The sequence below is a fragment of the Bradyrhizobium sp. OAE829 genome, assembly GCF_040546575.1.
In the GTDB taxonomy this organism is placed as follows: domain Bacteria; phylum Pseudomonadota; class Alphaproteobacteria; order Rhizobiales; family Xanthobacteraceae; genus Bradyrhizobium.
Map to the genome: position 1 here is coordinate 4,629,339 of NZ_JBEPOE010000001.1, position 14,320 is coordinate 4,643,658.

At 63.8% G+C, this 14,320-nt stretch carries 12 protein-coding genes; 4 read left to right on the forward strand and 8 right to left on the reverse strand.

All coding sequences use genetic code 11. The features are described from left to right. Positions 1-26 precede the first annotated feature (26 nt). The 6 genes from rimI to murJ all read right to left on the reverse strand — a co-directional run bounded on the left by rimI (position 27) and on the right by murJ (position 5,414). Positions 27-512, reverse strand: coding sequence for a ribosomal protein S18-alanine N-acetyltransferase (rimI, locus tag ABIE49_RS22380; protein WP_354066921.1), 486 nt, complete (start codon positions 510-512; stop codon positions 27-29). A gap of 17 nt (positions 513-529) precedes the next feature. Then, a complete protein-coding gene (tsaB, locus tag ABIE49_RS22385) occupies positions 530-1,228 on the reverse strand; it encodes a tRNA (adenosine(37)-N6)-threonylcarbamoyltransferase complex dimerization subunit type 1 TsaB (RefSeq protein ID WP_192736284.1) in 699 nt (232 codons plus the stop codon). A gap of 239 nt (positions 1,229-1,467) precedes the next feature. Then, entirely contained in the window at positions 1,468-2,037 is a 570-nt protein-coding gene (locus ABIE49_RS22390; RefSeq protein ID WP_192736285.1) for a NifU family protein, read from the reverse strand. Between the two features lie 123 nt (positions 2,038-2,160). Further along, positions 2,161-2,655, reverse strand: coding sequence for a universal stress protein (locus ABIE49_RS22395; protein ID WP_192736286.1), 495 nt, complete (start codon positions 2,653-2,655; stop codon positions 2,161-2,163). A 93-nt stretch (positions 2,656-2,748) separates the two neighbouring features. Further along, positions 2,749-3,801 carry a tryptophan--tRNA ligase gene (gene trpS, locus ABIE49_RS22400; protein ID WP_192736287.1) on the reverse strand — a complete coding sequence of 351 codons (1,053 nt, stop codon included), beginning with the start codon at positions 3,799-3,801 and terminating at the stop codon, positions 2,749-2,751. Positions 3,802-3,854: 53 nt separating this feature from the next. Next, positions 3,855-5,414 carry a murein biosynthesis integral membrane protein MurJ gene (gene murJ / locus ABIE49_RS22405; RefSeq protein WP_192736288.1) on the reverse strand — a complete coding sequence of 520 codons (1,560 nt, stop codon included), beginning with the start codon at positions 5,412-5,414 and terminating at the stop codon, positions 3,855-3,857. A 250-nt stretch (positions 5,415-5,664) separates the two neighbouring features. Here murJ and ABIE49_RS22410 point away from each other — a divergent pair, with 250 nt between their 5' ends. Then, complete coding sequence (locus ABIE49_RS22410) at positions 5,665-6,624, forward strand: ABC transporter substrate-binding protein (RefSeq protein ID WP_354066922.1); 960 nt, start codon at positions 5,665-5,667, stop codon at positions 6,622-6,624. Positions 6,625-6,684: 60 nt separating this feature from the next. Here the strand turns inward: ABIE49_RS22410 and ABIE49_RS22415 are convergent, their stop codons facing one another. Next, positions 6,685-8,493: a cation:proton antiporter domain-containing protein gene (locus ABIE49_RS22415; protein ID WP_192736290.1), complete on the reverse strand. Its 1,809-nt coding sequence runs from the start codon at positions 8,491-8,493 to the stop codon at positions 6,685-6,687. A 353-nt stretch (positions 8,494-8,846) separates the two neighbouring features. Here ABIE49_RS22415 and ABIE49_RS22420 point away from each other — a divergent pair, with 353 nt between their 5' ends. The 3 genes from ABIE49_RS22420 to ABIE49_RS22430 all read left to right on the forward strand — a co-directional run bounded on the left by ABIE49_RS22420 (position 8,847) and on the right by ABIE49_RS22430 (position 11,925). Further along, a complete protein-coding gene (locus ABIE49_RS22420) occupies positions 8,847-9,635 on the forward strand; it encodes an alpha/beta fold hydrolase (RefSeq protein WP_192736291.1) in 789 nt (262 codons plus the stop codon). Positions 9,636-9,676: 41 nt separating this feature from the next. Further along, the gene (locus tag ABIE49_RS22425; RefSeq protein ID WP_192736537.1) at positions 9,677-10,747 is read left to right on the forward strand and encodes a PAS domain-containing sensor histidine kinase; all 1,071 of its coding nucleotides are present in this window, start codon (positions 9,677-9,679) and stop codon (positions 10,745-10,747) included. Between the two features lie 176 nt (positions 10,748-10,923). Then, the gene (locus ABIE49_RS22430) at positions 10,924-11,925 is read left to right on the forward strand and encodes an adenosine kinase (RefSeq protein ID WP_192736292.1); all 1,002 of its coding nucleotides are present in this window, start codon (positions 10,924-10,926) and stop codon (positions 11,923-11,925) included. A gap of 697 nt (positions 11,926-12,622) precedes the next feature. Here the strand turns inward: ABIE49_RS22430 and ABIE49_RS22435 are convergent. Beyond that, positions 12,623-14,317, reverse strand: coding sequence for an AMP-binding protein (locus tag ABIE49_RS22435; protein WP_192736293.1), 1,695 nt, complete (start codon positions 14,315-14,317; stop codon positions 12,623-12,625). Positions 14,318-14,320 lie beyond the last annotated feature (3 nt).

Consider the following 14,320-nt stretch of genomic DNA (forward strand, 5'->3'; position numbering starts at 1 on the left):
GGGGGTGTTTTGCCACCGCCCGCAGTTTACGACAAGTCGCGCCGCATCAGAAGTGCATTCAATTGCTCCCCGCCGGGCTGCTGATAATAGCGTTCGCGGCGCCCAACGACGCCGAATCCGGCCCATTCATACAGCCGCCGCGCCGGTTGATTGTTTTCCTCCACTTCCAGGAAGATGGAACGCACGCCGCGGCCGGCGAGATGGCCAAGGTGGGTCAGCAGCAAATTGCGCGACAGGCCGCGGCCACGCTCGCCGGCATCGATCGCGATCGACAATATTTCGGCTTCGTCCGCGGCCATGCGTGAGACCGCAAAACCGATCACCTTGCGCCCCTGCCGGAGGCGATGCACCAGCGTGTTTCGCTCGGTCAGCATCGCCTCGAACTCGCCTTCACCCCAGCCGCGGTGAAACGAGGCGCCATGCAGCTGCGCCAGCCGTGCCGCGTCGCGCTGGCTGGCCGGCTCAATCACCGGCGTGCCGCCGCGCCACCATTCGGAAATCAGGGATCCCAAGGCGATTCTCACGGCCATTATGATGATGCTGGCTGCGAGGCTTGCGGCAACGGGTCCTTTGGCGGCTTGGCATCGGGCGCGCGCAGATAATACGGACTGGCTGGCGACATTTCCGGGCTGACCGCGGCGCCCAGCCACGCCACCCAGGTGATGTCGGGCGCCGGCTGTGCGTCGATCCTGAACGGCGGCGGCGCATCGGATGGCCAGCGGTCGGCGAGGATTTTCGCGGCATTGCCGACCAGGTGCGGCGCGCCAAAGCGGGAGGCGTCGAGTGCTTCCGAAATCGGCGCCACTTTCGGCTTGACCAGCGAACCGCCGTCGCCGCTGACCACCTGAAAATACACATGATCGTGGCGCGCATCGATCGCGGAAATGATCGGATGCTCGCTGTTCTCGCCGACGAAAGGCGCCGCGTAAGCGGTCAGCGTCGTCAATCCCACCACCGGCTTGCCGGCCGCCAGCGCAATGCCGCGGGCGGCCGACAGGCCGACACGCAATCCGGTAAAGCTGCCGGGCCCCTTGGTCACGGCGACACGGTCGAGCGACGTGAACGCGATGGTGGACGCTTTCATCACCCGCGCGATCAGCGGCATCAGGGCTTCGGCGTGGCCGCGCTTCATCGGCAGCGATTCCTGCGCGATGATCTTCGTCGTGTCGGTATCGAGCACGGCCGCGGCGCAGGCATCAAGCGCGGTATCGATGGCTAGGATTAACATGGACGATTGGTAACATTTTTCGCGATAAAAGGCGCGGTGTTCTCACTGTCACGGCCGGGCTTGACCCGGCCGTCCACGGCTTTGTAACCGCTCAAAAATGTGAATGCCCGGGAGGGCCCGGGCAGGTGATGACTTCGTAGGGTGGGCAAAGCGGAGCGTGCCCACCATTCAAAATAACGGCTCGTCGATAGGTGGTGGGCACGGCGCAAATGCGCCTTTGCCCACCCTACGCAGCCAGCTCACATCGGCCGGACTTCGACCACGTCGGGCACGAAGTGCTTGAGCAGGTTCTGGATGCCGTGCTGCAGGGTTGCCGTCGAGGACGGGCAGCCGGCGCAGGAGCCCTTCATGTTGAGATAGACGACACCGTCCTTGAAGCCGCGGAAGGTGATGTCGCCGCCGTCATTGGCGACCGCGGGGCGCACCCGCGTCTCGATCAAATCCTTGATGGTCGCCACGGTATCGGCGTCGGCCTCGTTGAAGAATTCCTCTTCCTCGTCGAGCGCCTCGTCATTGCCGGCGGTGCCGTCGGCCAGCAGCGGCGCGCCGGACATGTAATGTTCCATGATGGCGCCGAGGATCGCCGGCTTGAGGTGCTGCCAGTCGCTGTCGTCCTTGGTCACGGTGACGAAATCGGCACCGTAGAACACGCTCTTGACGCCCTGCACGTCGAACAGCCGTTCGGCCAGCGGCGAGCGCGCGGCGGCTTCGCGGTTGGCGAATTCCATCGTGCCGGTGTCGAGCACGGTACGGCCCGGAATGAATTTCAGGGTGGCGGGATTGGGGGTCGCTTCGGTCTGGATAAACATCTGATCTCTCCGGCGTCGCCGGTTCAAGGCCGGCGCGTGGGTTTCCTTTAGCAGATGGCGACGGCCGGCGCACGGTCAAGGGGCGCAGACCAGCCCTTCTTGGTCGCAATTCCCTCATTTCGCTCAGGAAAGCGCGTCGATTTCGGCGTCCTTGAGGTCGCCGGAAACGATGGTGACCGGGATCGGGAACGAGCCGGCGGCCTGTGCGATCATGGCGATCAGCGGCCCGGGGCCTTCGGCGCCCGGATTGGCCGCCAGCACCAGCATCGAGATATCGACGTCCTTGTCGATCACGTCGAGGATCTGTTCGGTCGGATTGCCCTCGCGAATCACCCGCTCCGGCGTGATCGCGGCGATGCCGTTGGCGCGGCCGGAGGCGCGGTCGAGCGCCTCATTGGCGGCGTCCTCGGCTTCGGCGCGCATGATGTCGGCAACCCCCAGCCATTGCTGGTTCTGGTCCTCGATCTCGATGATGCGCAGCATCACCACGCCGCCGCCGACCCGGATCGCCCAGCGGCTGGCATAGTAAACCGCGCGGTCCCACTCCGCAGTGTCGTCAACGATGACGAGACATTTTGGCTTGTGACCCGTCTCGTAGCTTCGTCGCTGGGTGGTCATGCATGTCCCGGTGCTGCGCCAAACCGACGCATGCTGCCACGGCGCAGCCGTATCAGACAAGCGCCGTCGCGAATCCGGTGATCGCGCCAGATTCTACCGCTTGCGGATGAAGCCGACGATGTCCTTGGCGGCTTTCATGGTCTCAGTGGCGATCGCCTCGGCGCGCTCGGCGCCGTCGATCAGGATCGAATCGACATGATCGGGGTTGGCGACCAGCCGTTTCATTTCCGAGGCGATCGGCGCGAGTTTGGTGACGCAAAGTTCCACCAGCGCGTTCTTGAAGTTGGAGAACTGCCCGCCGCCGAATTCGGCCAGCACCTGGGCTTTGCTGAGGCCTGACAGGCCCGCATAGATGCCGACGAGATTGTCGGCCTCGGGCCGGCCTTCCAGCCCCTTTTCCTCCGACGGCAACGGTTCCGGATCGGTCTTGGCCTTGCGGATCTTCGCCGCGATGGTCTCGGCATCGTCGGTCAGATTGATCCGCGAATTGTCAGACGAATCCGACTTCGACATTTTCTTGGTGCCGTCGCGCAGGCTCATCACCCGCGTCGCGGGCCCGGTGATCACGGGCTCGGGCAGCGGAAAGAACAATCCGTCGTTGAAGCCATGGCCGCGGATCGAGTCGGCGAAGTCGTTGTTGAACTTCTGCGCGATGTCGCGGGAAAGTTCGAGATGCTGCTTCTGGTCCTCGCCGACAGGCACGTGGGTGGCGCGATAGACCAGAATGTCGGCGGCCATCAGCACCGGATAATCGTAAAGCCCGACCGAGGCCGCTTCGCGATCCTTGCCGGCCTTGTCCTTGAACTGCGTCATGCGGTTGAGCCATCCCATCCGCGCCACGCAATTGAAGATCCAGGCGAGCTCGGCATGACCGGTGACCTGGCTCTGGTTGAATACGATATGCTTTTTCGGATCGACGCCGCTGGCGATAAAGGCCGCTGTCACCTCGCGGGTGCAGCGCGTCAGTTCGGCTGGACCGCCCCAGACGTCGACCCCTTGCGTGATCGCGTGCATGTCGACGACGCAATAGATGCAGTTGTGCGTTTCCTGCAACTTCACGAAGTTGACGAACGCGCCGAGGTAATTGCCGAGATGCAGATTGCCCGTCGGCTGGACGCCTGAAAAAACCCGTTCAACCATGGCCATGGTAATGCTTCCTGCGAATTGTCGGTTTGGCGCGCTCGTTTGCCATTTAAGGCTTAGTCGCGCAAGTCGCGGGGCCGTTTCTGCCGGATCGCGTTAACCGTCTCGCGCCAGCCGGCGATGCCGAAAAGCCGCAAAAACAGGCCGTAAACCGCAATCCCGGCGATAATCAGGAGGAGCAGGATGATCGCCTGTACCAGGCCGTGCGACCCCTGGGTGAGCGCGGGTGTGAACCGCGTCGCCAGCCACAAGGCCGCGCCCATCGCCAGCGCGGCGGCAAGGATGCCGGGCAACCGCCGCCGCGCGGCGGCGTCGATCGAAAATCCAAAGGTTTCGCCGCCCCTGCGGATCAAGCTGAAGGCCGTGCTCCATGCCCCGATCGCGAGACTGGCGGCGATGCCGCCGGCGCCGAACCAATGGCCGAGCAGGACGGAAAGGACGATGGCAAACAGCACGCCCTTGAGCGTCGCAAGCAGCGGCGTCAGCGTGTCCTCGCGCGCAAAGAACGCCGGCGACAGCGCTTTGACAAGCACATTGGCGGGCAGCCCGAGCGCCAGCCACATCAGGGCGCGAGACGTTGCCGCGGTGTCATCGGCGGTGAAGGCGCCGTGTTCGAACAGCATGCGCACGACAGGCTCGCTCAGCACGATCAGCCCCAGCATCGCCGGCAATGCCAGCCCGACCGCGAGTTCGAGGCCGCGCGATTGCGCGTGCGCGACCGCGGCCTGATCGCCGCCGCGCAACGCGCGCGTCATTTCCGGAATCAGAACCGTGCCCATGGCGACGCCGACAATGCCGAGCGGCAGTTCGACCAGGCGGTTGGCGAAATAGAGCCACGACACCGCCGAGGGCGATGACGACGCGACGATCGCGCCGGCGACCATCAATAATTGCGGCGTGCTGCTCGCGATCATGCCGGGGATCGCCTTGCCGAGAAAGCCGCGGATTTCCGCATCGAACGAGACCCGAAGCGGCGTTGCGATGTTGCCGCCACGCCGCAGCACCAGGATGGACAGTTGCAGCAGGCCGGCGACGCCGACCGTGGCGGCGAGGATCTGTGCGGCAAGCACCGCATCGGAGCGCGATGCCAGCAGCACGGCCATGACCGCGATCAGCGCGATATTGAACAGCAGCGGCGAGAACGCGGTGAGTGCAAAACGGCCTTGCGCGTTCAATAGCGCCATCATCACGGTCACCGGCCCGGCAAAGGCGAGGTACGGCAGCATCAGGCGGGCATTGTCGACGGCAAGCTGCAGCGTCTGATGGCCGGAAAACCCCGGCGCCAGCGCCATGATCACCAGCGGCATCAACAGTCCGAGCAGCACGGTGGCGACGAGCAAGGCGGCCGTGACGGTGCCGAGCACGCGGCCCGCATAGGCGGCCGCCGCCACCGCGCCACCGGTCTCGCGCACGCGCAGCCACGCCGGCACCAGCGCGGCGTTCAGCCCGCCTTCGGAAAGCAGCCGCCTGATCACATTGACCAGTTGAAAGGCCGCCAGGAACGCATCCGCGACAGCGCCGGCGCCAAGCAGCGCCGCGACCAGCGAATCGCGCACGAATCCGAGCAGGCGCGAGGCCAGCGTTCCCGTCGATACCGTGAGGAAGGAGCGGATCATGACTGCTCTATAGCAGCGGTTTGCGGTGCTGGCGCTAGCCCCGGCGCGTCTGAGGATGTCCGCTGTCGAGGGTGCGGCGGGCATTCCGCCCCTGCACGATGAGGTCAGCCTGGAGCCCTGGCGGACCTTTGAACGCAGCAACCCATGACCGGTTGGTTTCCCTCGCTGTCCGGCCACAAACTGTTATGGTCTGGCCGTCGATGACGCGTTTCCTTCAGGGGGTTTTATGAGGCGGCGCGAGTTCATCGGAATGGCCAGTGCCGCATGCGTGTTGGTTTCGCCATTCGCGGCACGGGCACAGCGTGCAGCGCCGGCACGCGTGGCCTTTCTTGCTGCCGGATCGAAAGAAGGCAGTCTCGCGCTTGTTGACGAATTCAAACGCGCGTTGACGGAAAGCGGAATGCTGGAAGGCAAGGATTACATTTTCGAATCCTATTGGGCTGAGGGTGACTACAGTCGCTTTCCGTCGTTGGCCCGGGAACTCGTGGCAAAGCAGCCGCAGGTGATCCTCGGCAACACGATTGCGGCCGTGCAGGCCGCACAACGCGCGACGACGGTGATTCCGATCGTGATGATGGGGATCAATGATCCGGTCGGCACGGGGATCGTGGCCAGCCTTGCGCGTCCGGGTGGCAACACCACCGGATTGGCAACCTTGAATCAGGATAGCGCTACGAAGCTCCTGCAATATCTGCGCGCTCTGCTTCCCCAGGCGGCAGATGTCGTGGTCGTGCACAACCCCGGAAATCCATCAAATCTGGCCATGCTGCGCGTCCTTCGAGACCAATCCGGCCCTATCGGGCTTTCGCTGCGCTCCTTCGAAGTCAGCACGCCTGCCATGCTGGATGCCGCATTCGTAGCCATCCTCGTGCGCAAGCCGGATGCGATCCTCGTCATCCCGGATGCTGCCACCAGCAGTCTGGGCAAACCGATTGCCGCCAGGGGGCTTGAACATCGCATCCCCGTCATCTCCGCCACTGCTGCCATAACGGCCGCCGGGGGGCTCGTCAGCTACGGCCTGCCGCTGGGTGAGATCTCTCGCCGCACAGCCTACTTTGTGCGCAAGATTCTCGGGGGCGCCCTGCCGGCCAACCTGCCGGTCGAGCAGCCGACCCGCCTGATACTCACAGTGAACCTCAAGACAGCTCGGGCGCTGGGGATAACGGTTCCCGACACGCTGCTTGCGACCGCCGACGTAGTCATTGAATAATCCGCCGACGCGCGGTCAAAATGACGCGAACGAAACAAAGCGGACCTGGCGACGCTGTCGCTAAAGTCCTGCCCTCGGCGATCGAAAGCTTTTCGGGCGGATCGCACGCGTGGTTTCGGCGGGGCTTTTTGCAGCCGCCTGCTGCAGCTCGCGCCGGAATTCATCGCGCTTCTCGTGGATGGAGGCAATGACCGGTCCGATCGCCTGCTCCAGCCCGATCAGCGCCGCCTCCGACAGCTGCAGGCTGGCTTCGATGGTCTCGGGCACGGCGTCGGTCACGCCGATCTCGTAAAGGTGGCGCGCATGGTCGGCATCGCGGGCGCGCGAGACGATGACGATATCCGCCCTCAGCGCGCGTACCTGATGAACGATTTCGTCGATCGCGTCCTTGGCGGCCACCGTTACGATGACGGCCTTTGCTTTCATCACGCCGCAGCTCTTCAGAAATTCCGGGTCTGTCGCGTCGCCGTAATAGACCTCGCGCCCGCTCCTGCGCTGGGCCGGGACCGCATCGGCGTCGTTGTCGACGGCGAGATAGGTACAATTGTGCCGGCCCAGCAGGGAGCAGACGACCTCACCGACCCGGCCGTGCCCGATGACGATGGCGTGCCCGGCGCCTCCACTCGGTGCAACGCTGAGCTCCGGATCCATTGCCTTGGGCTCGCGAAACTTCGGCGTCAGCCGCCGTGCGACCAGGGCCAGCACCGGAATCAGCGCCATCGTGATCGACGTCACCGCGAGCGTGAAGCTCGACACATTGGCGCTGATCAGGCCGAGCGAGGTGGCAAGGCCGATGCCGACGAACGCGAACTCGCCGCCGGGGCCCAGCAGCAGGCCGGTTTCGATCGCCGCATGCCAAGGCAGCCGAAAGGTCCGGGCGAGGCCGGTGAGCAGGATGGCCTTGATTACGATCAGGCCGATGACGGAGGCAACGAGCCAGAATGGTTCGCGTGCGACTTCGCGCACATCGATGTTCATGCCGACGGTAAAGAAAAAGAAGCCAAGCAGCAGTCCCTTGAATGGGCCGATGGTTGTTTCGATGGCCTTGCGGAATTCCGTCTCGGCGAGCAGCAATCCGGCGATGAAGGCGCCCAGCGCCATCGAAAGGCCGGCCACGGCGGCGGCGACGCCGGTGCCGATAATGACGAACAGGGTGGCCGCCACAAATAATTCGCTGGCGCCGGTGGCCGCGACCAGCCGGAACAGCGGCCGCAGCAGCAGACGTCCGAAGATGACCATCGCGACAACCGCGACGGTGGCATTGACCAGCGCGAGGGCGAGGCTGGTCACGACCGAGCTGCTCGAGCCCTTGCCCAGGATGGAGATGAAGACCAGGACCGGAATGACCGCCAGATCCTGCGCCAGCAGAATGGCGAAGCTGGTCCGGCCGGCCGTGGTGCCAAGCCGGCCCTGGTTGGAAAGGACCTCGATGACGATCGCGGTCGAGGATAACGCAAGGCAGGCGCCGAGGATGATCGATACGGCGGACGGGTTGCCGAACAGGGCCGCGATTCCGGCGAGCACGGCGGTCGTCAGGATGAACTGCAGGCTGCCGAGGCCGAACACCAGGCGGCGCAGCGCCTTCAAGCGTTCGTAGGACAGCTCGAGGCCAATGAGGAAGAGCAGGAAGACAACGCCGAGTTCGGCGATGCCGGCCACGTTCTTGGCATCGACGACGGTGAGCCAGTACAAGAACGGGAACGCGTGGATCAGCGAGCCCAGTCCGAGCGGGCCGAGCAGCGCGCCCGCGGCCAGAAAGCCGAGCACGGGGCTAAGCCCAAAGCGCCGCACCATGGGGACGACAATGCCGGCCGTCCCCAGCAGGACGAGCGCGTCGCTATAGGCATCGATGTTGAACTGCGCCGCCACTCATTGCTCCCTGCGCTGGTTCGATGCGCTCGCTATACTGGACCAAATGGGGTGTGCATGTGCAAGTCAGGGCGGGATGAGAAAGCCGGCGGCGATGGCGCTGGGGTCCGGCTTTGAGTCCGTTCGGCGCTCCAAGGCGGACGTCGGTCGGCCCATCTGAAGTTGTATCGTTCGCGACTGGATGACTGACCTGATGAGCGATCCGGACACCGGTGTCCAACAGACCGCCTTGAGTCTCGGGTTCCATGCAATCCAGCGCTAACTCATTCGATGGCTGTCCGCCGGCGTGAGTGGCGCGCGCGGAAGCAATGGTGATAGCCTCGCGGCGAAAATGGCTCAGACCGGTGCAGGATATGAGCGTCGTTGCGCGAAATAACGTCCGCGTCCGCGGGACGGGTGAGAAGGCGATGGTCTTCGCCCACGGTTTTGGCTGCGACCAGAACATGTGGCGGTTCGTGGAACCGGCCTTCGCCGGGGACTTCAAGACCGTGCTGTTCGATCACGTCGGCGCCGGCGGCTCCGACCTCACGGCCTACGACAAGTCGAAATATGCCACGCTTGCCGGTTATGCCGACGACGTCGTCGAGATCGGCCGCGAACTCGGCCTGAAGGAAGCCATTTTCGTCGGGCATTCCGTGAGCAGCATGATCGGCGCGCTGGCGGTGCAGAAGGCGCCCGGCATGTTTGGCAAGCTTGTCATGGTCGGGCCTTCCGCCCGGTACATCGACGACGACAATTACATTGGCGGATTCAGCGAACAGCAGATCGAGGAGCTTCTCCAGTTTCTTGATTCCAACCACATGGGATGGTCGGCCCAGATGGCGCCGGCGATCATGGGCAATCCCGATCGCCCTGAACTCGGCGAAGAGCTGACCAACAGCTTTTGCCGAACCGATCCCGAAATCGCCAAGGCGTTCGCCCGCGTCACCTTCAAATCGGACAATCGCGCCGATCTGGCCAAAATCGATATTCCAACGCTGATATTACAATGCAGCGAGGACATCATCGCCTCAAAGGAGGTCGGAGAGTTTGTTCACCGCGGAATTCCGGGCAGCGAACTCATCATATTGGAGGCGACCGGGCATTGTCCCAATTTGAGCGCGCCCGATGAAGTGATCGCCGCCATGAAGACGTTCGTCTGAGCGGCGCGGTGGACAGTCCCCGCATCGACGATTTCGAGGACATGTTCGACAACGCCCCTTGCGGCTATGTCACGCTGCTGGCCAACGGCCGTATCGCGCGTGTGAACCGGACGCTCATCGGCTGGACCGGCCACACATCAGATCAAATGATCGGCAAGCCGTTCTCTGGCTTCCTCAACATGGCGGGCCGCATCTACTACGAAACCCACATCGCGCCGCTGTTGCGGATGCAGGGCTTCTTCGATGGCTTCGCCATCGACATGGTGACAGCAAGCGGCGAGCATCTGCAGATGATTGCGAGCGCCACCGATGGCCGGGACGCCGGCGGAAAAACTCTGTTCACGCGGATTGCCCTGATCAAGGCCGTCGATCGAAGGCTATATGAGCGGGGACTTCTGGAAGCGCGCGACACGGCCGCTATGGGCCTTGCGCGCGAGCGCGAGAATTCCGAATTGCGCGAGCAGTTCATCGCGGTGCTGGGACATGACCTGCGCAACCCGCTGGCATCGATCAGCGCCGGCGCGCGCATTCTGGGACGGGACGCGACGACGGAAAAGCAGCACCAGATCCTGGCGATGCTGGAGACCACCGTGATGCGGATGGCCGGGCTGATCGACAACGTGCTCGATTTTGCGCGAGGCCGGCTCGGTGGCGGCATTATTCTGGACCGCAATGCCAACGCGCCTGTGGAACAGATGCTGCATCAGGTGATCGACGAACTGCGGCTGTCGTCGCCGGGACGCCAGATCGAAGTCGAGTATGCCATCGACGCACCCGTGAATTGCGATCGAATCCGGATTGGACAGCTGGTTTCCAATCTGGTCGGAAACGCGCTCAGCCACGGCGCGACCAACGAACCTGTGCGCGTCCGCGCCGTGACGGAGGACGGGCTGTTCAAATTGTCGGTCGCCAACGGCGGCGAGCCGATACCCGAGGCCGCGATGGAGAAGCTGTTTGAGCCGTTCTTCCGCGGCGAGGTTCGCGCCAGCCGGCAGGGGCTTGGCCTCGGGCTCCACATCGCGTCGCAGATCGCAAAGGCGCACGAGGGTTCGCTGACGGTGACGTCGACGGCTGAGGAAACCCGCTTCACCTTTGTCATGCCGCTGCGATAGCGCCCTTATGGTGGCAAAGCGGACCTGGCGCGATGCCCGGCCTGTGTCGGTCCTGCGCGCGAGGCGGACATCGGCCGGCCAATCTGAATCTATCGATTCACGCCATTTATGGGTTCACGCCTTGCGCCGGCCGTGATAGGCCCCGCCCTTCATGATGGCTGCAACAGGACGGTGAGATGGCCGACGCAAAATATGACGTTCTCGGGATCGGCAATGCGATTTTCGACGTGCTGGTGCAGACCGACGAGGCCTTTCTCGGCCGCCATGGCATGACCAAGGGCGGCATGGCGCTGATCGACGAGGCGCGCGCCACGGCGATCTACGCCGATATGGGCCCGGCCACCGAAATGTCCGGAGGCTCCGCTGCCAACACCATCGTCGGCATCGCCAATCTCGGCGCGCGCGCCGCCTATGTCGGCAAGGTGCGCAACGACCAGATCGGCGGCCTCTACACCCATGACATCCGCGCCGCCGGCGTCGCATTCGAAACCAAAGCGGCAAGCGGCGGCCCCGCCACCGGCTGCTCCTACATCCTGGTGACGCCGGACGGCGAGCGCACCATGAACACCTATCTCGGCGCGGCGCAGGAATTGATGCCTGATGATATCGACGCGGCGCAAATCGAAGCCTCCAGCATCATCTATCTCGAAGGCTATCTCTGGGATCCCAAAAACGCCAAGGACGCCTTCGTCAAGGCGGCGACCATCGCGCACGGCGCCGGCCGCCAGGTCGCGCTGACCCTGTCGGATTCGTTCTGCGTCGGCCGCTACCGCGACGAGTTTCTCGACCTGATGCGCAAGGGCACCGTCGATCTCGTGTTCGCCAACGAGGCTGAGCTGCAATCCCTGTACGAAACTCCGGATTTCGATGCCGCGCTAAAACAGCTGCGCGCCGACACCAAACTCGGCATCGTAACCCGCAGCGAGAAGGGCTGCGTCGTGGCCTCCAGCGACGGTGTCGTCGCCGTGCCGGCCTTCCCGATCACGAAACTCGTCGATACGACCGGCGCCGGCGATTTGTTCGCCGCCGGCTTCCTGTTCGGCCTCGTCCGCAACGCCGGCCATGAAAACGCCGGCCGCCTCGGCGCGCTCGCGGCGGCCGAAGTGATCCAGCACATCGGGGCGCGGCCGCAGGTGTCGTTGAAGGAACTGGCGAAGAAGAACGGGCTTCCGGTTTAGAGTTTCTTGGGGGGACGTGACCTCTCAGCCCGTCATGCCCGGGCTAAAGCGCGAAGCGCGTCTTCGCGCTAGATGACCCGGGCATCCACGTCTTTATTTGCGGCGATGAAGCAATTCGTGGATGGCCGGGACAAGCCCGGCCATGACGAATGATGAGAACGTCCATACTGCGCTGCCGCCGATATTAATTTCCGTTTTTCGGAAATACCCCTTGACGCCAACCCCAAATCACCGGTTACATCCGCCGCATCCCGTCCCACTCAGAGGGGCGTTGGCCATCGTCACAACGAGGGACGGGGATGCGGTGGACGTTGACGTTGCGATTGACGGTCGCGGCAAAGGCGTACGGCGAAAGCGTGTGGTCCTGGCGCCCGTAACGGCGTCAAGTCCTGCGGGAGCTAACGTTTCCGAGGGACGACGGTGGCAATAGAGGCCGTCTCACCGGGGAGAGCGCGTCATAAGTCGTAAAGCCACTGCGCAGGGAATGTCGGATGTTCTCCGCTGCCCTGTATGCTCGTGTGCAGCTTCTTTTGCACAATTCGCACACGAGATCGCGGGTGCAGCGCGCATCCGGCATTCCCTGCGCCCTCTATTTTCCAGGGCGTGAAACGACATGTACAACTCGGGCGCATGGCGCCGCGGGAACGTGAAGCTATATCCACCTCCCGGCCTTCGCCGGGACGACGCGATCTCCAATTCACGCCGTCTTGGCCGCCTTCAATCCCAGCCGCGCCTCGACCGCATCGCGCATCAGGAATTTCTGGATCTTCCCCGTCACCGTCATCGGAAATTCATCGACGAACTCGACATAGCGCGGGATCTTGTTGTGTGCGATCTGGCCGTGACAGAAGGCGCGGACCTCGTCGGCCGTCAGCGTTTCGCCGGGTCTGACGCGAACCCAGGCGCAGAGCTCCTCGCCATAGCGCTCGTCGGCGACGCCAAAAATCTGCACGTCCTGGATCTTGGGATGGCGATAGAGGAATTCCTCGATCTCGCGCGGATAAAGGTTCTCGCCGCCGCGGATCACCATGTCCTTGATGCGGCCGACGATGTTGCAATAGCCCTCGGCGTCGATGATCGCGATGTCGCCGGTGTGCATCCAGCCATTGGCGTCGAGCACGTCCGATGTCTTCTCGGCCTCGTCCCAGTAACCCAGCATGATGCTGTAGCCGCGGGTGCAGAGTTCGCCGCGTTGGCCGCGCGGCACGATGCGGCCTTCGAGATCGACGACCTTGACCTCGACATGGGGATGAATCCGCCCGACCGTGGAGACACGGCGTTCCAGCGGCTCATCCGTCGAACTCTGGAACGAGACAGGGCTGGTTTCGGTCATGCCATAGGCGATCGTTACCTCGCCCATGTTCATCTCATTGTTGACGCGCTTCATCACCTCGACCGGGCAGGGCGCGCCGGCCATGATGCCGGTGCGCAGCGATTTCAGATCGAAGCGCGAGAATTCGGGATGATCGAGTTCGGCGATGAACATGGTCGGCACGCCATAGAGCGCGGTGCATCTCTCCTTCTCGATGGTCTGCAACGTCGCCAGCGGATCAAAACCCTCACCGGGATAGACCATGGTGGCGCCGAGCGTCACCGCGGCGAGATTACCCATCACCATGCCGAAGCAATGATACAGCGGCACCGGAATGCAGATGCGGTCCGCTTCGGTCAGGCGCATGGCGCGGCCGACGAAATAGCCGTTGTTGAGAATATTGTGGTGCGTCAGCGTGACGCCCTTCGGCGAGCCTGTGGTGCCGCTGGTGAACTGGATATTGACGGGATCATCGAACTGCAGCGTTTTGGCCAGCTCCGCCAGCGTCTCGCGGTGCCGCGCGCTGCCCATCCGCGTCACGTCCTCGAACGCGATCGTGCCGGGCGCGGATGGTCCGCCGATCTGGATCACCGCGCGCAGCTTGGGCAGCCGCGCCGCCTGCAACTCGCCGGGCGTCGACTTGGCAAGCTCGGGCAGCAGCGCGTTCAGCATCTCCATGTAGTTCGAGGTCTTGAACGCGGTCGCGGTCACGATCGCGGCGCAGCCGACCTTCGCCAAGGCGAATTCGAGTTCGCTCAGGCGATAGGCCGGGTTGATGGTGACGAGGATGATGCCCGCCTTGGCGGCTGCAAATTGCGTCAGCGTCCATTCCGGCCGGTTGAGCGACCAGACGCCGATCCGCGCGCCGCGTTCGAGCCCGAGCGCGAGAAAGCCGGCCGCCAGCGCATCGACGCGTTCGGCGAATTCCTTCCAGGTCCAGCGGACATTGTGGCTTGGCGAAACCAGCGCCTCGCGGTCGCCCCAGCGCCGCACCGCATGATCGAGGCTTTGCCCGATGGTGTCGCCGAGCAACGGCGCATCGGCGGTGCCGCAAACGTAGCTGGCGGTTGGTTCGGTCATCGT

Coding starts and splice junctions, on each gene's coding strand:
- ABIE49_RS22390 (WP_192736285.1), bottom strand. CDS start 2,037: ATGTTTATCCAGACCGAAGCGACCCCCAATCCCGCCACCCTGAAATTC.
- murJ (WP_192736288.1), bottom strand. CDS start 5,414: ATGATCCGCTCCTTCCTCACGGTATCGACGGGAACGCTGGCCTCGCGC.
- ABIE49_RS22430 (WP_192736292.1), top strand. CDS start 10,924: ATGGCCGACGCAAAATATGACGTTCTCGGGATCGGCAATGCGATTTTC.
- ABIE49_RS22420 (WP_192736291.1), top strand. CDS start 8,847: ATGAGCGTCGTTGCGCGAAATAACGTCCGCGTCCGCGGGACGGGTGAG.
- trpS (WP_192736287.1), bottom strand. CDS start 3,801: ATGGCCATGGTTGAACGGGTTTTTTCAGGCGTCCAGCCGACGGGCAAT.
- ABIE49_RS22435 (WP_192736293.1), bottom strand. CDS start 14,317: ATGACCGAACCAACCGCCAGCTACGTTTGCGGCACCGCCGATGCGCCG.
- ABIE49_RS22410 (WP_354066922.1), top strand. CDS start 5,665: ATGGCCAGTGCCGCATGCGTGTTGGTTTCGCCATTCGCGGCACGGGCA.
- ABIE49_RS22395 (WP_192736286.1), bottom strand. CDS start 2,655: ATGACCACCCAGCGACGAAGCTACGAGACGGGTCACAAGCCAAAATGT.
- tsaB (WP_192736284.1), bottom strand. CDS start 1,228: ATGTTAATCCTAGCCATCGATACCGCGCTTGATGCCTGCGCCGCGGCC.
- ABIE49_RS22425 (WP_192736537.1), top strand. CDS start 9,677: ATGTTCGACAACGCCCCTTGCGGCTATGTCACGCTGCTGGCCAACGGC.